15 protein-coding genes are annotated in these 17,894 nt (G+C 71.7%); 5 read left to right on the top strand and 10 right to left on the bottom strand.

The features are described from left to right. Positions 1-46: 46 nt before the first annotated feature. The gene (locus ABFX81_RS21450) at positions 47-1,591 is read left to right on the top strand and encodes a DUF6519 domain-containing protein (protein WP_086848648.1); all 1,545 of its coding nucleotides are present in this window, start codon (positions 47-49) and stop codon (positions 1,589-1,591) included. Then, the gene (locus tag ABFX81_RS21445; protein WP_086848650.1) at positions 1,591-2,481 is read left to right on the top strand and encodes a peptidoglycan-binding protein; all 891 of its coding nucleotides are present in this window, start codon (positions 1,591-1,593) and stop codon (positions 2,479-2,481) included. Before ABFX81_RS21450 ends, ABFX81_RS21445 begins: the two co-directional genes overlap by 1 nt. Before the next feature lie 267 nt (positions 2,482-2,748). Here ABFX81_RS21445 and ABFX81_RS21440 read toward each other — a convergent pair whose 3' ends face one another. The 6 genes from ABFX81_RS21440 to ABFX81_RS21415 form a co-directional block, all read right to left on the bottom strand. Beyond that, positions 2,749-3,999: an enolase C-terminal domain-like protein gene (locus ABFX81_RS21440; protein WP_086848652.1), complete on the bottom strand. Its 1,251-nt coding sequence runs from the start codon at positions 3,997-3,999 to the stop codon at positions 2,749-2,751. Continuing rightward, a complete protein-coding gene (locus ABFX81_RS21435; RefSeq protein ID WP_086848654.1) occupies positions 3,996-4,904 on the bottom strand; it encodes a 5-dehydro-4-deoxyglucarate dehydratase in 909 nt (302 codons plus the stop codon). The genes ABFX81_RS21440 and ABFX81_RS21435 overlap by 4 nt, the downstream gene beginning before the upstream one ends. Positions 4,905-4,932: 28 nt before the next feature. Then, complete coding sequence (locus ABFX81_RS21430; protein ID WP_086848656.1) at positions 4,933-5,877, bottom strand: ABC transporter permease subunit; 945 nt, start codon at positions 5,875-5,877, stop codon at positions 4,933-4,935. After that, positions 5,874-6,803: an ABC transporter permease subunit gene (locus ABFX81_RS21425; RefSeq protein WP_086848658.1), complete on the bottom strand. Its 930-nt coding sequence runs from the start codon at positions 6,801-6,803 to the stop codon at positions 5,874-5,876. Before ABFX81_RS21425 ends, ABFX81_RS21430 begins: the two co-directional genes overlap by 4 nt. Then, positions 6,800-8,149 (bottom strand): type 2 periplasmic-binding domain-containing protein, encoded by a 1,350-nt coding sequence (locus ABFX81_RS21420; protein WP_086848660.1) that lies wholly within the window; start codon positions 8,147-8,149, stop codon positions 6,800-6,802. Before ABFX81_RS21420 ends, ABFX81_RS21425 begins: the two co-directional genes overlap by 4 nt. Before the next feature lie 195 nt (positions 8,150-8,344). Further along, on the bottom strand, positions 8,345-8,737 hold the full coding sequence (locus ABFX81_RS21415; protein ID WP_086848662.1) for a DUF5997 family protein: 393 nt from the start codon (positions 8,735-8,737) through the stop codon (positions 8,345-8,347). 71 nt (positions 8,738-8,808) lie between these two features. Between ABFX81_RS21415 and ABFX81_RS21410 the strand changes: the two genes are divergently transcribed. Then, positions 8,809-9,600 carry a LysR substrate-binding domain-containing protein gene (locus ABFX81_RS21410; RefSeq protein ID WP_086848664.1) on the top strand — a complete coding sequence of 264 codons (792 nt, stop codon included), beginning with the start codon at positions 8,809-8,811 and terminating at the stop codon, positions 9,598-9,600. A 45-nt stretch (positions 9,601-9,645) separates the two neighbouring features. Here the strand turns inward: ABFX81_RS21410 and ABFX81_RS21405 are convergent, their stop codons facing one another. The 4 genes from ABFX81_RS21405 to ABFX81_RS21390 form a co-directional block, all read right to left on the bottom strand. Then, positions 9,646-10,410 carry a DUF4142 domain-containing protein gene (locus tag ABFX81_RS21405; protein WP_086848666.1) on the bottom strand — a complete coding sequence of 255 codons (765 nt, stop codon included), beginning with the start codon at positions 10,408-10,410 and terminating at the stop codon, positions 9,646-9,648. Between the two features lie 142 nt (positions 10,411-10,552). Continuing rightward, positions 10,553-13,384: a beta-L-arabinofuranosidase domain-containing protein gene (locus ABFX81_RS21400; RefSeq protein ID WP_086848668.1), complete on the bottom strand. Its 2,832-nt coding sequence runs from the start codon at positions 13,382-13,384 to the stop codon at positions 10,553-10,555. Positions 13,385-13,501: 117 nt separating this feature from the next. Continuing rightward, complete coding sequence (locus tag ABFX81_RS21395) at positions 13,502-14,197, bottom strand: HAD-IA family hydrolase (protein ID WP_086848670.1); 696 nt, start codon at positions 14,195-14,197, stop codon at positions 13,502-13,504. 42 nt (positions 14,198-14,239) lie between these two features. Next, positions 14,240-14,716 carry an Lrp/AsnC ligand binding domain-containing protein gene (locus ABFX81_RS21390; RefSeq protein ID WP_086848672.1) on the bottom strand — a complete coding sequence of 159 codons (477 nt, stop codon included), beginning with the start codon at positions 14,714-14,716 and terminating at the stop codon, positions 14,240-14,242. Between the two features lie 196 nt (positions 14,717-14,912). Here ABFX81_RS21390 and ABFX81_RS21385 point away from each other — a divergent pair, with 196 nt between their 5' ends. Together ABFX81_RS21385 and ABFX81_RS21380 are read left to right on the top strand one after the other, a co-directional pair. Further along, a complete protein-coding gene (locus ABFX81_RS21385) occupies positions 14,913-16,403 on the top strand; it encodes an FUSC family protein (RefSeq protein WP_086848673.1) in 1,491 nt (496 codons plus the stop codon). 439 nt (positions 16,404-16,842) lie between these two features. Further along, complete coding sequence (locus tag ABFX81_RS21380; protein WP_086855658.1) at positions 16,843-17,871, top strand: beta-propeller fold lactonase family protein; 1,029 nt, start codon at positions 16,843-16,845, stop codon at positions 17,869-17,871. The last annotated feature ends 23 nt before the right edge of the window (positions 17,872-17,894 follow it).

Here is a 17,894-nt window from a genome sequence, read left to right as displayed (position 1 = left end):
CACCGACTCTGTGAACCCGCACTTCTGAACCAGGGGGACACCCTTCATGCACGCAGACCTCTCCCGCTCCACGTTCCGCCCGGAGCGGCACTACTCCGCGGTCGTCGCCCAACAGGGCCGCGTCCAGCTCGACGCCGACCTCAACGAACAGACCGCGATCCAGCTCCACCAGGCACGCAGCCTCGCCGCCGACCTGATCGGACCGCACGGCGGGCCGCGCCACGCCGCCGGCTTCCGCATCGAGTACGTCGGCGGCAAGCACGAGATCGACACCCTCCTCATCCACGGCGGCCGCTACTACGTCGACGGCATCCTGTGCGACGCCGACCGCCCGGCCACCGGCGTGCCCGTCACCGACGAGGACAGCGAGGAGCCGGCGCCGGATCCGCCCGCGCACTGGACCTACTGGGACCAGCCCGACGGCTTCCGCGACCCGGAGAAGCCCGGCGACCGGCTGCCCTCGCCCGCCCAGACGCCGTTCGTCGTCTACCTGAACGTGTGGGAGCGCTCGGTCACCGCGGCCGAGGATCCCGCGCTGCGCGAGGTCGCCCTCGGCGCGGCCATGCCCGACACCGCCGCCCGCCTGAAGGTCGTCTGGCAGGTGCTGCCGCTGTCCCTCGCCGCGCTGGAGATCGAGGAGACCGACCCGCCCAAGGACGTCGTCCGCGCCGCGTTCACCCGCTGGGCGCAGCGCCGGTCGGCCCCCTCGGCCCGGCTCGCCGCCCGCAGCGAGCGGCCCGACCACGCCGACGAGGACCCGTGCCTGGTCAAGCCGGACGCCCGCTACCGCGGTCCGGAGAACCAGCTGTACCGGGTGGAGGTCCACGAGGGCGGCGAGGCGAAGGACGCCACCTTCAAGTGGTCCCGCGAGAACGGCTCCGTCGTCTTCCCCGTCGACGAACTCGACGGCACCTGGGTGCAGTTGGCCTCCCTCGGCCACGACGACAAGCTGGACCTGGACGTCGGCGACCACGTGGAGTTCGTCGACACCGCCTACGCCTCCCGCCTGGAGCCCCTGCCGCTGCTGCGGGTCGAGGAGCTGGACCTGCCGGGCCGCCGTGTCCGCCTGTCCGCCGAACCCGCCCCGGGCGTGGGACGGCTCGCGCACCTGAACCCGTACCTGCGCCGCTGGGACCACCGCGGCGGCCCGAAGCGCAAGGGCCGCACCACCGCCCTGCGCGGCGGCGCGGTCCCCGTCGCGGAGCGGGAGTGGCTGCCCCTGGAGGACGGCGTCGAGGTGTACTTCGCCAAGGGCGGCACCTACCGCACCGGCGACCACTGGATCGTCCCCGCACGCACCGCCACCGGCAGCGTCGAGTGGCCGGTGGACGCGGCCCGCCGTCCGTTGCTCCAGGGCCCGGCCGGCATCAACCGGCACTTCGCCCCGCTGGCCCTGATCAAGGGCGAGGGCAGCGCCGTCGACCTGCGCCTTGTGTTCGGCCCGCTGGCGAGCAGCATGCCGCCCGCGGACGAGGCCGCGCTCGCGGCCGAGGAACAGGCCCACCGCGAGGAACTGGCCGCCGAGGACCCCTCCCACGGGCGGTCCCAGACCACAGCCGAGGCGGAAGCCGCCGTGGAAGGAGACAACTGATGGCCAAGCCCCTGAGCGCGTCCAAGCTGGTGGAGATCCTCAGAGCCGAGGGCCTGACCGTCCACGAGGTCCGCAGCTGGCGCACCCACAACCGCAACAGCAAGGGCCCCTGGGGCCCGGTGAACGGTGTGATGATCCACCACACCGTCACCTCCGGCACCGCCGCCTCCGTCGACATCTGCTACGACGGCTACTCCAGCCTGCCCGGCCCGCTGTGCCACGGCGTCATCGACAAGAAGGGCCACGTCCACCTGGTCGGCAACGGCCGCGCCAACCACGCCGGCCTCGGCGACGGCGACGTCCTGCGCGCCGTGATCAACGAGTCGACGCTGCCGGCCGACAACGAGGCCGACACGGACGGCAACCGGCACTTCTACGGCTTCGAGTGCGTCAACCTCGGCAACGGCAAGGACCCCTGGCCCGAGGCGCAGAAGGAGGCCATCGAGAAGGTGTCAGCGGCGATCTGCCGCCACCACGGCTGGTCCGAGCGCTCCGTCATCGGCCACAAGGAGTGGCAGCCGGGCAAGGTCGACCCGCGCGGTTTCACCATGGACGGCATGCGTAAGCGCATACGCGACCGGCTGAAGGGCGCCGGAGGCGGCAGCAAGCCGGCCCCGGACCCCAAGCCGTCGCCCAAGCCGTCCTACGAGCCGTTCCCCGGCGCGGCGTTCTTCCACGTCGGCCAGCGCTCCCCGATCATCACGGCGATGGGCCGCCGCCTGGTCGCCGAGGGGTGCAGCCGCTACGAGGAGGGGCCGAGCCCCGACTGGAGCGAGGCCGACCGCCGGTCCTACGCGCTCTGGCAGCAGAAGCAGGGCTTCTCCGGCAAGGACGCCGACGGCATCCCCGGCAAGCTCACCTGGGACCGGCTGAAAGTGCCCAAGTCCTAGGGCGGGTCCGCAGAGTCCCGCCTGCCCCGCGACGCCCGGCACGCTCCCCCACTGCCTCAAGGGCGTGGGAGGTGCCCCCACTCGCCGCACCGGGCGAACGCCCGCGTACAACCTGTACGCGGGCGTCCGCCCGGCACTCCCCGGGGGCACCCCCAGAGCACGCACCGAACGCCGCGGGGCCCGCCCTCCGGGCGGACGACGGGACTTTACGGACACCCCCTGGCGACCGGGTGCGCCCCTCCGCGCGGAGGGGCGCACGCCCGTTGTTCACCAGCGGGGGAGCCGCAGCTCGTACTCCGGCTGGATCCGGCGCATGTAGCCGGTGTCGTCCCGGCCGCGCATCCCGGAGTCGACGTACCGCCGGTGCAGCTGCTCCAGCTTGTCGTGGTCGAGTTCGACGCCCAGCCCCGGCCCGGTCGGCACGCGGACCTCCCCGTCGCGCAGCTCCAGCACGCCCGGCACGATCACGTCGTCCGCCGAGTTCCACGGATAGTGCGTGTCGCAGGAGTGGTCGAGGTTGGGAATGGCCGCGGCGACATGCGTCATCGCGGCGAGGCTGATGCCCAGGTGCGAGTTGGAGTGCATCGACAGGGCGAGCCCGAACGCCTCGCACACGGCGGCCAGTTCCCGGGTACGGCGCAGCCCGCCCCAGTAGTGGTGGTCGGTGAGCAGGACCTGGATCGCGTTCTGCTCGACGGCCGGCTTCAGATGCTCCCAGGCGATCACGCACATGTTGGTCGCGAGCGGCATGGGCGAGTCCCTCGCCACCTCCGCCATCCCTGGAATGCTCTTGGTCGGGTCCTCCAAGTACTCCAGCACGCCGTCCAGTTCACGTGCGACGTACTTCGAGGTCTCCACCGTCCACGCCACGTTCGGGTCCAGACGCAGCGGCTGCCCGGGGAAGGCCTCCGCCAGCGCCCGGATCGCGGCGATCTCCTCGTCGGGCGGAAACACCCCGCCCTTGAGCTTGAACGACCTGAAGCCGTACCGCTCCTGCATCAGCCTGGCCTGCTCGACGATCCCGGCCGCGTCGAGGGCCTCGCCCCAGTCGTCGGTGACGGCCGGACGGCCGTCGAGCGCGGGGTGCTCGGCCCACTTGTAGAAGAGGTACGCCGCGAACGGCACCGCATCGCGGACCCTGCCGCCCAGCAGATCGCTGACCGGACGGCCGAGCAGCTTGCCCTGCGCGTCGAGACAGGCCACCTCCACCGCCGAGGTGGTCCAGCCGCGCTCGTGGGAGCTGGGCACGGTCGGCAGCAGCGCCCCGTCGATCGCGGCGGCGACGGCGGTGGTGTCGAAGACGTCCATTCCGGCCACCACCTTCGCCGCGGCCTGAAGCCGTTCCAGCCGGGCGGTGCCGCCCGGGGACTCGCCGAGGCCCACCGTGCCGTCCTCCAGCACGAGTCGGAGGATGACCCGCAGGGCGAGCGGCTCGTGCACGCCGTTGGAGTTGAGCAGCGGCGGGTCCCCGAAGGCGATGGGGGTGACGATCAGCTCCCGGATACGCGTCTGGCTCATGCGCCGACCACCTCCAGACCGCGGTCGATGAGTTTGGACAGCCGGGCGATGTGTTCCGGTGCCGGATCCAGCAGCGGCGCCCGTACGCCGCCGACGTCCAGGCCGCGCAGCGTCACCCCGGCCTTGACGAGCGACACGGCGTACCCGGGGACCTCGTCGCGCAGGGCGACCAGCGGGCCGTAGAACTCGTCGAGGAGCCGGGAGACGAGGGCCTCGTCGTCCTCGGCGAGGGCCCGGTGGAAGGCCAGGGCGATCTCCGGGGCGAAGGCGAACACCGCCGAGGAGTACAGCTCGACGCCGATGCCCTGGTAGGCGGGGGCGGTCATCTCGGCGGTGGGCAGGCCGTTGAAGAACTGGAAGTCCTCCGTGCCCGGCACGGCGCGCACCGCGCGGACGACGCGGTGCATCCGCTCGATGTCCCCGATGCCGTCCTTGAGTCCGACGACCCCGGGCAGGGCGGCGATCTCGGCGGCCGTGTCCTCGGTGAGCCGGGCGGTGCCGCGCTGGTAGAAGACGACGGGCAGCCCGGTGGCCGCGGTGACCTCCCGGACGTAGCGCACCAGGCCCTGCTGCGGGGCGCTGACCAGGTAGGGCGGCAGGAGCAGAATGCCGTCGGCGCCGGCGCGTTCGACCCGGGCGGCCTGGTCCCGGGCGACCGGTACAGGACCGCCGGCGGCCGCGAAGACCGGTACCCGCCCGGCGGTCGTCCGCACCGCGACCCTCGTGGCCCGCTCGATCTCATCGGCCGACAGGGCGTGGAACTCGCCGGTGCCGCAGGCGACGAACACACCTCCCGCGCCCGCCGCGACACCCGACTCGATGTGCTGGGCGAGCCGTTCCTCGTCCAGGGAACCGTCCGCCGCGAACGGCGTGACCGGGAAGAACAGCACTCCGTGGAACTTCATGTCTCCCTCATGCGTGGGGGTTGGGTGGTCAGCCCTTCGTGGCACCGGCGGCGATGCCGGTGACCAGCGAGCGCTGGAGGAGCAGATAGACGATCAGGCTGGGGACCAGGGCGATCACCGCACCGGCCAGCACCACCCCCGAACCGACCTCGGGGTCGGTGCGCAGGATGGACAGGGCCACGGTGACCGTGTAGTCGGTGGGGTCCTTGGCGGCTATCAGGGGCAGCAGGTACTGGTCCCAGATCATGATGAAGCCGAGCACCCCGGCCACGCCGAGCGCGGGCTTGCACAGCGGCAGGACGACCTGCCACAGCATCCGCAGCTCACCGACGCCGTCGATGCGGGCGGCCTCCTCGATCTCGGCGGGGATGTCCTTCATGAACTCGGTGAGGACCATCACCGAGAAGCCCCAGGCGCCGAGCGGCAGGATCACGCCCCAGACGGTCCCCTTCAGATCGAGGCCGACCACGGGCACATGGCCGAGGACCAGGGACAGCGGGATGGCGATGACCTCCTCGGGGAGCATCATCGTGAGCATGAACAGGGTCAGGATCAGCGCCTGCCCGCGGAACTTGTGCCGGGCGAGGGCGTACGCGGCGAGTGTGCAGACGACGAGCTGGAGCAGCAGCCCGCCGCCCGCGATGACCAGGGAGTTGCCGAAGTAGTCCCAGATGCCGCGCTCGCCGGCCACCTGGAAGTTCAGCAGGCTCGGGTGGTGGGGGAGGAACGACAGGGTCGAACCGCTGGCCTTCTCGCTGAAGGAACCCGAGAAGACCGTCAGGAACGGCGCCGCGAAGACGCCCAGGGCGAGCGCGCAGAGCAGGACGCGCAGCGCCCAGGCGGGGCCCGGCCGGTCGCTCCAGCCGAGGGCGGTGTCGAAACGGGCGGGGGTGGTGCGCCGCTTCCCGGCGGACTTCCGCGCGGGGGAGGCGGTCACCGGGGTCCGGACGGGCTCGATGGCGGGCGCGCTCATCTCACGTCTCCCCTCTTGCGGAAGTAGTTGACCGTGACGGTGAGCAGCAGCGTCACGCACAGCAGGAGCACGGAGGCGGCCGAGGCGCCGCCGATGTCGTTGCGGGAGAAGCCGAGGGTGTAGGCCCGGGTCATCCAGACGTCGGTGGATCCTGCCGGACCGCCGCCCGTGAGGACGTACACCTCGGTGAAGACGCGCAGCCCGCGGATCGCGGCGAGGGTGAGGACGATGCCGAGGGCCGGGCGGATCGCGGGCAGGGTGATGTGCCGCAGCCGCTGCCACAGCGACACCCCGTCCATCGCCGCCGCCTCGTACAGCGAGCGGTCCACACCCGCCAGTCCGGCGAGGATGATCACCATGTTGTAGGGGGCGAGCATCCAGATGCCCATGGCCATGGTCGCCCACAGCGCCGTGTCAGGGTTGTCGAGGTACGGCACCGGCCCCAGACCGAGGAGCCCCAGACCGCTGTTGATCAGGCCGTCGGAGGTCGGGTAGTACATCAGCCGCCACATCTCGCCGACCACCGCGGTGGCGGTGACGACGGGCAGGAAGACGGCGGTACGGATGATCTTCAGGGAGCGGGGCTGGCCTTCGAGCAGCAGGGCCAGGAGGAAGCCGGCGACGATGCCGCCGAGGGACATGCCGATGCCGAGGACCAGTGTGTGGCCGATGGCGTCCTGGAAGCGGTGGTCGGTCAGGACCCGTGTGTAGTTGTCGAGGCCGACCCACTGGTCACCGAGGAAGGGCCGCACGTCGAAGAAGCTGAGCCAGACGCCCTTGCCCATGGGGAGGAACTTGAAGACCAGGGCGAGCAGCAGACCCGGCGCGAGGAACAGCCAGGGCAGTACGGCCTTCTTGCCGAGTACGGCCTTCTTGCTGAGGAGCCGGGCTCTGCGCGGCCCGGGTGTCGTCACGGTCGCTGTCATTTCAACAGGTCCTGGTCCTTGAGGTCACCGGCGAGGGTGTCGTTGAGTTCCTTGAGACCGGCCTTGACGTCACTGCCGCAGTACGTGAACAGGGCGTTGAGGGAATCGGCCGTGTCCTGCTTGATCGGGGCCCAGTCCGGCGCGTTGGGGAACTGAAGTGAGTCGTCCTCGTACGCCTTCTGCACGACGCTCCAGCGCGCGTCGCCCCGCACTTTCGCCGCGTCCAGCGTGGAGTTGACGGGGATCCGCACGACGGGCTGGTGGTCGCCGGTCATGGCGAGCGTCTGGCCCTCGGGGGAGATCAGGAACGCGGCCAGCGTCTGCTCCTGCTTCGCCTTTCCGGTCCTGGCGCCGAAGTAGATGTCCTCGCCGTCGGCCAGCACGTCGTTCCCGGCCGGGCCCGCGGGGGCGGGCAGGACCTCGTACGTGTCCTTGCCGAGTGCCTTGTCGAACGTGGAGATGTTGTACGGGCCGGTGAGGTACATCCCGGCGTTGCCGTCCTGGAAGTTGGTCGTGTTCGCGGTGACGGAGGTGAGGGCGCTGGGCTGGATGACACCGTTGTCACCGCAGAAGAGGTTGTCCTTCATCCAGGTGACGGTGCGCAGGGCGGCCGCCGAGTCCATGGCGGGCCGGTAGCCGGTGCCCTCCTTCTCGACGATCCGGACGCCGCCCTGCCACAGCCAGCTCGCGCCCCACCAGGCGACGTAGCCGTTCTGCGCGCTGCCGGGCACGACCATGCCGTACGTGTCCTTCCTGCCGTCCCCGTCCGGGTCGCGGGTGGCGAAGGCCTTGGCGAGGGCGAGCGTGTCCTGCCAGGTCTTCGGCTGCGGCAGGCCGAGCTTCTCGCGCCAGTCCTTGCGGACGAACAGCGTCATGGCCTGGCGGGAGTACGGGATGCCGTAGTGCCTGCCGTCGCGGCCCACGGTGGACGACCAGGACTTGGCGGTGATCCCGCCGTGTCCGGCGATCGAGGCCGGGTCGATGGCCTTGAGGAGGCCCTGGGCCTGGTAACTGCCCATCAGCGCAGTGTCGTTGATCATGACATCCGGCAGGTCCTTGGTGGACGCGCGGCTCTGCAACTGCTGGTCGAAGTTCATGACCGGCTGGTAGTCGATCTTGATGCCGGTCTTCTCGGTGAAGGCGGCGAACACCCGTTTGTAGGTCTGGGCGGAGTCCGGATCGCTCCGGGTCCACACCTCCAGCGTGTTCGGATCGCCGGCCCGGGCGCTGCCGGAACCGGAGCCGCAGGCGGCCGTTCCGAACAGGATCCCCGAGACGGCGAGCGCGGCGGCCAGGCGGCGCCCGCGACGGAGCCGCACATCGATACAGCGTCGGCGATCCCGCATGGATGCCTCCGTTCATATCCGTGAACCAGCTTCACGAATCTAAATGATCGGCCAAGCTACGGATCGTTTCATCACCATGTCAAGACATGGCTGAAAGATTTCACCGAGGTCACACGAGGCAGCGGCGGGCCCCGGAAAACGACAGTGGCCCCAACCGGATGGGCCGGTTGGGGCCGTGGGGGAGAAGGTTCGAGGTCAGCCGCTGCGCTCGGCGCGCTCGGCGTTCTTCCTCTTGATGCGCTCCGCCTCCTTGCGGACCTCCGCCTGGGTGGCGCGCTCCCGCTCGAGCCACTCGGGGCTCTCCTGCTTCAGCGTCTCGATCTGCTCGGTGGTGAGCGGCTCGGTGACGCCGCCGCGGGCGAGACCCGCGATGGAGACGCCGAGCTTCGCCGCGACCGCCGGGCGGGGGTGCGGGCCGTTGCTCCGCAGGTCCTGAAGCCACTGCGGCGGGTTCGCCTGGAGCTCGTTCAGCTCGGCGCGCGAGACGACACCCTCCCGGAACTCGGCGGGGGTGGCCTCGAGGTACACACCCAGCTTCTTCGCCGCGGTCGCGGGCTTCATGGTCTGGGTGCTCTGGTGCGACGTCATGAGCCCCAGGGTATCGAGCGTGTGCGCGACCGCTGACCACGACCGCTGACCACGGCCGGTAACCTGGCCGGGTGACAGGCTCGGAAGAATCATCGTCGTTCCGGCTCGTGTACGTCCCCGGGGTGATGCCCGACAAGTGGGTGCGCGTCTGGAACGAGCGGCACCCCGACGTCCCGCTGGCCCTGACGCAGGTGCCCGCCGGAGCGGCGGCCGGGCGGCTGCTGGACGGGGACGCCGACGCGGGCCTCGTACGCCTCCCCGTCGACCGGACGGTCCTCAGCGCGATCCCCCTCTACACCGAGCAGACGGTCGTCGTGGTGCCCAAGGATCACCTGGTCACGGCCGTCGACGAGGTGTCCCCGGAGGACCTCTCCGACGACATCGTGCTGCACCCCCTGGACGACGTCCTCGACTGGGAGAACCTCCCCGGACGGCCCGCCTTCGAACGCCCCGCCACGACGGCCGACGCCGTCGAACTGGTCGCGGCGGGGATCGGCGTGCTCATCGTCCCCCTGTCGCTCGCCCGCATCCACCACCGCAAGGACCTCGCGCACCGTCCTCTCAAGGACGCCCCCGAGTCGAGCGTGGCCCTGGCCTGGCCCGAGGACGCGACCACGGACCAGGTGGAGGACTTCATCGGCATCGTCCGCGGCCGCACGGTCAACAGCACGCGCGGCCGTCGGCCGGCTCTTCCGGAGGGGAACCCCAAGGGCGGCGTCCGGCGAAAGCCGGTGCCTGGGGAGTCGGCGGCCGGGAGGTCGGCCTCTGCGAAGGCCGCCGGCAAGGGCGGGCAGTCGGCCGGCCGGAGTGGGCGTGGCGCCCCCAAGGGCGGCAGGCGCGGCAAACCGCGCCGCCGTTCGTAGCCCGGGGGCCCGCCGCCGGAGCGCGACCCCCGGCCCGCCCCTGGTTCACCCGGCCGGCGGGGACGGCTGCGGCTGCCCGTAGGACGGGTTGGGGGCGACCGTCTGCAGATCCTTCAGGTCTTCGGGGATCGGCAGCACGCGGACCGGCGCACCCTGCTGGGGCGGCGGCGGCGTCGTCTGCTCCTGGGGCAGCTTGGGCGGGGCGGTGATCTGGAAGCTGACCTGCTCTTGGTTGATCAGGCCGGTCTTTTCCAGAACCGTGATGTGGTCGAGAACCGTGTCGTTGGTCGTGTCTGCGAGTTCCCGCACGAGGCTGTTCCGGGTGGTCGCCCGGATCTTGGCAATCGTCGGGAAGATGCCCCCGTGCGCGACACGCATGATGGTCACGGCCGTGGACTCGAACTCCCTGCCGGTGCTGCCTTCCGCCGTCGCCACGAACTGCTGCTGCTGCGGCGACGGCTCGTTCGGCAGGGTGATTCCCAGGTCCGTGGAGACCTTGCGGCAGCCCGCGTCGAGCCGGCCGTGACCCACGAGCAGATGCTCGGCGACTTCCCGCATCTCCTTCGACGAGCTCCGCTCCATGATCATCTGCCCCAGCGGGTACTCCCACAGACCGGCCGCGCGCACGCGGACCACGAAGTCGCGGTCCGCCTCGGTCAGCGGACCCCACTGAGTGTTGGCGATGATGCGGTCCTGGCCGGAAGCGGCGTTTTCTACGCCCAGCATGCTCGGGTAGGCGAGCGCGGTGAGCGTAAGGATCAACGCACCGCTCACGAACGCGGTTCCTGCCGTGCTGCGCGAGATGCGCATCGTGCCTCCTGGGATATGAACGGCCCAACGGCAGGAGGTACGGATGCCAGGGGCGAAACAATCACCGCTGCCGAAAAAAATATTGTGTACCGGCCGGGTCCGGTGCCGAGGGCGGTACGGCACCGGACCTGGCCGGAAAGGATCAGGGCCGGTACGAGGCCGCGCCCGCCGTACTCACCACCTTGTCGCCGTCCGCCCTGCTCAGCAGCCCGGCGGTCACCCACGCGTCCACCGTGGACCGCACCCGTGCCACCAGCGCCCCCTTGTTCCGGAACGGCGCCCCCGCCCAGACCTCGTCGAGCAGCGTGGTGCCGTCCGGCTTCGCCGGGTTGGCGACGCCCGAGTCCCGGCCGCCGAAGACGACCTTCGGCTCCGAGCGCCGGAAGTAGGCGTGCGTCGGATCCTCCGTCCCCTCGGCGAACGGCGCCCACTCCCTCCCGTCCAGCGTGAAGTGCAGCGGCTTGCCCGGCACCGGTGTGAGGGAGTGCGACAGATCGCCGGACAGTCCGGCACGGCCGTACAGCCCGACCTTCAGGTACTCCGTCGCGGCGTCGCGGGCGACCAGGTTGACCGGGCCGTGGAACAGCGTTTGCAGCGACGGGTCGTCGAGGGCCTTCTCCACCCGCGTCCGGAACGGCATGGCGATGCGGACGGTGTCACCGGCCCGCCAGGTCCGCGACACGTCGAAGTAGCTTCCGGGCCTCGGAGTCCCGGACACCGCACGCCCGTTGACGGTCACCCGGAACCCGGCGCTCGCCCACGACGGCACCCGCAGCCGCAGCGTGAAGGAAGCCCGGCGGCCCCCGAGAGTCAGCGTGCTGCCCGGCTCCTCCGGATAGCGGGTGGTCTGCGTGACCGTGACACCCTTCTCGGCCCAGGTCAGCGTGGACGGGCTGTAGAGGTTGACGTACAGGGCGCTGCCGTCCGACTTCGCGAAGTACACCGAGTCCTGGTACTTCGTGGCGCTCTCCATGCCGGTGCCCTCGCAGCAGGTCGTGCCCTGCTTGGGCGTGTAGTCCCGGACGTGACCGGGCGTCAGTCCGATGAAGTACGTGACGAGCGGCTTCTCCGCGTCCGGCTTGTCCTGCTTCGAACCGAGCACCTGGTTGTACAGAGCCCGCTCGTAGTAGTCCATGTACTTCGGGTCCTGATCGTGGAAGAACAGGGTCCGGCTCAGCTTGAGCATGTTGTACGCGCAGCAGGTCTCCGCGGTGGTCGCGCCGATCGTGCCCGCGATCACGTCCCGGGCCTTCCAGAACTCCTGGGTGCTGGTGCCTCCGATGCCGTACATGCGGTGCGGGACGACCATGTCCCAGAAGTTCTTCGCCGACGTGAGGTAGCGCTCCTCGCCCGTCTCGTCGTAGAGCCGCACGTACCCGGTGAAGATCGGGATGTGCTGGTTGGCGTGCAGCCCGTCGAGGACGTCGGTGTTCGCGGCGCACGCGTCGATCAGCCGGTCGAGGTCGAACAGCTTGGCCAGTGCGAGGTGTTCGGCCTTGCCGGTGACCGTGTGCAAGTCGCAGATCGCCTCGACGATGCCGCCGAACTCGCCGCTGGAGAAGATCCCCCACATGCGCTGGAGCGTGGACTCCGGCAGCTTGGACAGCCGCGCGTACATCCAGTCGCACATGCCGGACGCGAGGTCGAGGGCCCGGTCGTCGTCCGTGGCGGTGTACGCGTCGAGCAGACCCCTGAGGATCTTGTGCGCGGTGTAGTACGGCGCCCACACCTTGGTGTAGTCGGGGGTCGTCCTCGACTCCAGTTCGATGAACTGGGTCTCCGGATACGCCGCGAGGAACCCGGGGTGGCTGGGGCCGCCCCAGGTGCGGCGCAGGGTGGCGGTCAGGCTCCGGCCGGAGGCGTCCGCGAAGGTTCCGCCCGCCGTCTCGTCGAAGGCGTACGACGCCAGGTCGCCCCGGCCCGTCGAGGCGTCGGCGGCCCGGCGGCTCTGCAACTCGGTGACCTCGGCGGCGGTCAGCGCCCGCGAGAAGACGTTGAACTCCTCGAAGGCGCCCGCGAAGACCGGGTCGGCGGAGTAGTTCGAGCGGCCGAGCCAGTTGTTCTTCAGCGTGCCGAGGGCCGCCGGGGTGAGGCTCATCGCGGTGTTCCGCGCCACGGCGGTGCCGTTGACGTAGAGCGTGCCGGTGCCGCCCGCGATCGTGACGGCGAGATGGCTCCACTGGTTCAGCGGCAGCGCGGCCGTGCCGTCGAGGGCCTGCTCGCCGCCGGGACCCGACGTGGTGATGGCGAAGCGCGGCACTCCGGCCTGGTTGCGGGCGGCCAGATACAGGTAACGGGTGGTGTCGTTCCCGAAGTCGAAGACGCGGGTCCAGTTCGCGTCGTGCGTGGGCCGCACCCAGACGGACAGCGTGATCGCCGAGGCCCCGCCGAGCACGGCCGCCGGCAGATCCACGTACTGGTAGGAGCCACGCACCTGATCCGCGGCGGTCCCGAACTTCCCGGCGACGCTCAGCACCGCCGGATCCCGCCGCAGCGCCGTGCGCACCTCGGTCAGCGCCCCGACCATGGTGCCGATCCGGTCGGCGAACACCCGCTCCTTCGTGCCGCGGTACGCCTGCGCCAGCATGGTCAGGAAGTGGCCGGTGTAGTGGCCCCGCAGATTGCCGTTGGCCTCGCCGTCCAGCCCCTCCCAGCCGCCGGGGGCGACCGCGCCGCCCGTGGCGAGACCGGCGTTGGCGCGGAACACCTGGAGCAGCCGGTTCACGTCGTAGCCGCGGGCGTGGTCCAGCATCAGCTGCCGCTTGTCGGCGAAGACGCCACGGCCGAGGCTGACGTCCTCCAGGGCGAAGGGCCGCACGGTCCAGGTGGACGGGACGTCCATGGCTGCCGCCGCGACGACCGCGGCCGCGGGAGCCGCCGTGGCCCGCCCGGCCGTCGTCTCGGAGAACGCGGGTGCGGCAGCGGTGACCACCGCTGCCTGAAGAAGGGTCCTTCTGGAGAGAGGCCGTGCCATGTGTGCTCCTCCACGGGTCCACGGTATGCATGATCGATATATCGAACGCTGTGCGGATGATCGACCAGACCCTAGGGAGGGGACGGGGGAGCGTCAACGGGGCGGGAGGGGTGAAGTTCAGGAAGGGTCGACCGAGTTCAGGAGCCAGTCGTACGCGGCTTGTGCCGTGAACTCCTCCTGCCCGCCCCGCAGCAGCAGACCCGCGGTGGCGAACTCCGGTGCGTCGGCCTGGGCGGCGACGTAGGGGAGGGCGATGCAGCGCATCCCCGCCGCGTGCGCGGCGGCGGCGCCCGGGGCGGCGTCCTCCAGCACCACACAGGCCGCCGGGTCCGCCCCGAGCCGGCGGGCCGCCTCCAGGAAGACGTCGGGAGCCGGCTTGCCGTGCGGGACCTCGTCCGCCGAGACGACGGTCCGCAGGTGGGCGTCCAGGCCCGTGCCCGTCAGGACCGCCTCGATGGCCTCGGGCGAGGATCCCGAGGCCACGGCCATGGGCACGCCTTCGGCCGCCAGCAACTCGACGAACTTGCGCATCTCGGGGTACGCGCGCGTGGAACTGCGAGCCAGTTCCAGATAGCGGCGGTTCTTGGCGGCGAACAGTTCTTCCACGGAGGCCCGCAGGCCGTACCGCTCGATCCAGTCCGCGACCGTCTCCTGCGTGCTGATGCCGACGTACCGCTCGTGGTCCGTCCAGCCGAAGTCGGGGACGCCGTGCTCGGCGAGGGTATGCCGACCCGCCTCGAAGTAGTTCGGCTCGCTGTCCACGAGCGTTCCGTCGAGATCGAAGATGACCGATATGCCGCCGAGACTGCTCATGGTTCCAGCATGTCAAAGACCATGATCCCTAGGTCGCCGGGGTCAGGCCCGGGCCGCGCGGCCGATCGACTCCACCAGCGGCAGCAGCCGGTGGGGGACGCGCTCGCGCAAGGCGATCTCGGTGCGGGTACGGACGACCCCGGGCAGGCTGATCAGCTTCTGGACGACATCCTCCAGGTGCGCGTTGTCCCGCGCCGCGACCCGGGTGAGCAGATCCCCGCCGCCCGTGATGGAGAACGCCTCGACGATCTCGGGCACCGCCGCCAGCGAGTCGCCCACCTCGTCGAGATGGCCCTGGGTGACCTCGATGTGCACGAACGCGAGCACCGGATGGCCGAGCGCGGCGGGGGAGAGGGCCGGTGCCGTGCCGGTGATCACGCCGTCGCGCTCCAGGCGGTCGAGCCGGGCCTGCAACGTGCCCCGGGCGATGCCGAGGAGACGGGCGTACTCGCGCACGCTCGTGCGCGGCTGCTCCAGCAGCAGTCGCAGGATGCGGGTGTCGAGCTCGTCCACGGCCATGCGGTGCCCTCCTCGTCCGTTGGCCCTGCCACGGCCGCTCTCCGGCCGCTCAGGCTGTGCCAATGGCCCAGTCTAGAAGGAGCCTGTTGAGCCAGTGGCGTCCGGGATGCTGATATGGAGGCGTCGATGGCGCTGCGGACCCCGCGGCGCCTTTTTCATGCTTGCTCATCCGGCGTTCCGAAGGGGGCGGTAAGTGGTGCTGAAGAGGGTGTTCGTGGCTCCGGATCCGGGGCGGACGCGGTTGCGGTTCGCCACGCGTGCCGTGCTCGGCATCGCGCTCGCGGTCGCCGTGTGCGGCCTCGCCGGACACTCCCTCACGGGGGCCGTCACCGGCGGTCTCGCCGCCCTGCTCGCCCTGTTCACCGTCACCGACGCCACCGTGCGCGGCCAGGCGGTCACCACGGCTCTGCTGCCCGCCGTCGGACTGCCCGTGCTCACCGCCGCGGCCGGACTGCACGACCACCCGGTGGCCCGCGACCTCACCTTCCTCGCCGTGGTCGGCGCGGGCGTGTACGCGCGCCGCTGGGGTCCCCGCGGGCACAGCCTCGGCGTGTTCGCGTTCATGACCTTCTTCGTGGCCCAGTTCCTGCACGCCACCACGGACCAGCTGCCCGAGCTGTACGCCGCGGTCCTGCTGTCCGTCCTCACCGCCGCCGGGGTGCGCTTCGGGCTGTGGTGCTACGAGCGCCGCCTGCCCCCGGCCGTCGCGCCCGCCCCGCCGGGCGGTACGGGGCTGGCCCGGGTGACCACCCGCCAGGCGATCCAAGCGACCGCCGGTGCCGGGTTCGCCCTCGTCGTGGGCCAGCTGGTGTCCGGGCAGCGCTGGTACTGGGCCGTCGGCGCCACCTGGTGGATCTTCGTCAACACCACCTCGCGCGGCGAGACCCTGGTCCGCGGCTTCCGGCGACTCCTCGGCACGGTCATCGGCATCGCCCTCGGACTGGTCGTCGCCATGCCCGTGCACGGTGACCCGACCGTCACGGCCGCCCTCGCCGCCGCCTGCGTCTTCGGCATCTTCTACACGGCCGCCGTGTCCTACACCTGGATGATGCTCTGGGTGACCCTTCTCGCCGGGCTGCTCTACGGCCTCCTCGGCGTGCTCGGCCCCGGCCTGCTGGCCCTGCGGCTCGCCGAGACCGGCGTCGGAGCGCTCGGTGCCGCGCTGGCCGTGATCCTGCTCCTGCCCGTCACCACCCACAGCGTCACCGACGCCTGGATCCAGCGGGCCCTGCGCTGTGTCCACGCCTGCACCGCCGAGACCGCCCGGCGCCTGGCGGGCGCGTCCGACGCCGACCCGGCTCCGCGAGTGGCGGAGCTGGAGCAGCTGCTCGCGCGGGTACGGCTCTCGGTCGCGCCGCTGGTGCACCCGCTGAACCCGATGCTCGGCCGCAAGCGACGGGCCCGGCACGTGCTCGCCCTCCTCGACGACTGCGCCCGGGAGGTCCGGGGCCTGGTCGCCGTCGCGGCGGACCCGGAGGCCTCCCACGACGCCCGTCTGGCCGCCGCCTGCCATCGCGTGCAGGCCGCGGTCGAGGCGCTCACCGACGGCGGAGACGTCTCGGTCCAGACGGACGCCTCCGCCGCGACGGAACCCGCCCTGGCCCACCTGCACGGCCTGGAACGGGCCCTGGCCGAACTCGCCCGCCCCCTCCGCACACCGTCGGGTTCGCCGCTGGCCGGGGCGTGAGCGCTGTACGGCGCGCTGAGGGGCCCTGGCCGGGCCCGCTCGGCCGCTGAGTCTCCCGTGGGTGCGCGGCTTCGCTTGCCTCGCCGTGCCGCTCAACGCTTGCCTCGCTGCTCGCTGCTCGCTGCTCGCTGCCCGTCGTCCGCAGCCCGTCGGCTGGCCCGTCGTCCGCTGCTCGCTGCCCGTCGGCCCCCGCCCGTCGTCCGTCGTCCGTCGGCCCCCGCCCGTCGTCCGCTGCCCGTCGGCCCCCGCCCGTCGTCCGCCATCCGTCGGCCCCCGCCCGTCGTCCGCCGCTCGCCGCCTGCCGCCCGTCGGTCCGCCCGCCGTCCGCCGGGCGCGAGCCCTACGACGTCCTTGACCGTTTGGTCTAGACCGCGCATGATCGGCTGCGCGGGCATTCCGGATGGTCGACGGACGCGTTCAGGGACGAGAGGGGACAGCGGTGAAGGTCGGCGGCAGGGGGCGGGCGTACATCGGGTCGTTCACGGCGGCCGGCGGCCCCGGGATCGTGACGGCGGCCGTCGATGCCGACAGCGGCGCGCTGACCGCCCTGGGCAACGTCGACGCCGTCCCCGACCCCGCCTACCTGGCACTGTCCCCCGACACGCGCACGCTGTACGCGGTCAGTGAGACGGCCGAGGGCGCGGTGGCCGCGTACCGCGTGGACGGGGACAGGCCCGAGCCGGCCGGGCCGCCCGTGCCGGTCGGCGGGAACGGGCCGACCCACCTCAGCCTGTTCGCCGGACACGTCCTGACCGCCAACTACGGCTCCGGCAGCGTCAGCGCGGTCCCCGTCCGCCCGGACGGCACCCTGGCCCGGTCCGCCGCCCACGTGCTCCAGCACACCGGCTCGGGCCCGCACGGCCCGCGCCAGCAGGGTCCGCACGCCCACCAGGTGCAGCCCGACCCGAGCGGCCGCTGGGCCGTGAGCATCGACCTCGGGACCGACTCCGCGCGGGTCTGCACGCTGACGGACGGCGCCCTCGTCCTGCACAAGGAGACCGCCCTGCGGCCCGGCTCGGGCCCGCGCCACCTCGCCTTCCACCCGGAGGGGTCGTACGCGTACGTCGTGAACGAACTCACCCCCTCCGTCACCGTCTGCCACTGGGACGGGGCCGAAGGCGTGCTGACACCGCTGACCGAGACCCCGCTCCTGCCCGGCGCACCGGCCGGCGACGCCTACCCCTCGGGCATCGTCACCTCGCCCGACGGCCGCTTCGTGTGGGCCGCCACCCGCGGCGAGGACGTCCTGTCCGTGCTCGCCGTCGAGGGCGAGCGACTGCGGCTGATCGCCACGGTGCCCTGCGGCGGCCACTGGCCCCGCGCCCTCACCGCGTCCGGCGGCTCCCTCTACGTCGCCAACGAACGCTCGGGCGACGTGACCTGGTTCGCCACCGACCCGCGCACGGGCATTCCGCGACGCGCCGGCTCGATCGGAGTGACGGCGGCGTCGTGCGTGGTCATCGGCTGAAGGGGACACGGGGGCCCGCCGCC

This window comes from Streptomyces coeruleofuscus, from assembly GCF_039532725.1.
GTDB lineage: Bacteria > Actinomycetota > Actinomycetes > Streptomycetales > Streptomycetaceae > Streptomyces > Streptomyces coeruleofuscus.
Note: the sequence above shows the minus strand (reverse complement) of the source record. Positions and strands in the feature narration are given on the sequence as shown.

Coding starts and splice junctions, on each gene's coding strand:
- ABFX81_RS21450 (WP_086848648.1), top strand. CDS start 47: ATGCACGCAGACCTCTCCCGCTCCACGTTCCGCCCGGAGCGGCACTAC.
- ABFX81_RS21430 (WP_086848656.1), bottom strand. CDS start 5,877: ATGAGCGCGCCCGCCATCGAGCCCGTCCGGACCCCGGTGACCGCCTCC.
- ABFX81_RS21400 (WP_086848668.1), bottom strand. CDS start 13,384: ATGGCACGGCCTCTCTCCAGAAGGACCCTTCTTCAGGCAGCGGTGGTC.
- ABFX81_RS21445 (WP_086848650.1), top strand. CDS start 1,591: ATGGCCAAGCCCCTGAGCGCGTCCAAGCTGGTGGAGATCCTCAGAGCC.
- ABFX81_RS21435 (WP_086848654.1), bottom strand. CDS start 4,904: ATGAAGTTCCACGGAGTGCTGTTCTTCCCGGTCACGCCGTTCGCGGCG.
- ABFX81_RS21440 (WP_086848652.1), bottom strand. CDS start 3,999: ATGAGCCAGACGCGTATCCGGGAGCTGATCGTCACCCCCATCGCCTTC.
- ABFX81_RS21425 (WP_086848658.1), bottom strand. CDS start 6,803: ATGACAGCGACCGTGACGACACCCGGGCCGCGCAGAGCCCGGCTCCTC.
- ABFX81_RS21415 (WP_086848662.1), bottom strand. CDS start 8,737: ATGACGTCGCACCAGAGCACCCAGACCATGAAGCCCGCGACCGCGGCG.
- ABFX81_RS21390 (WP_086848672.1), bottom strand. CDS start 14,716: ATGGCCGTGGACGAGCTCGACACCCGCATCCTGCGACTGCTGCTGGAG.
- ABFX81_RS21405 (WP_086848666.1), bottom strand. CDS start 10,410: ATGCGCATCTCGCGCAGCACGGCAGGAACCGCGTTCGTGAGCGGTGCG.
- ABFX81_RS21395 (WP_086848670.1), bottom strand. CDS start 14,197: ATGAGCAGTCTCGGCGGCATATCGGTCATCTTCGATCTCGACGGAACG.
- ABFX81_RS21420 (WP_086848660.1), bottom strand. CDS start 8,149: ATGCGGGATCGCCGACGCTGTATCGATGTGCGGCTCCGTCGCGGGCGC.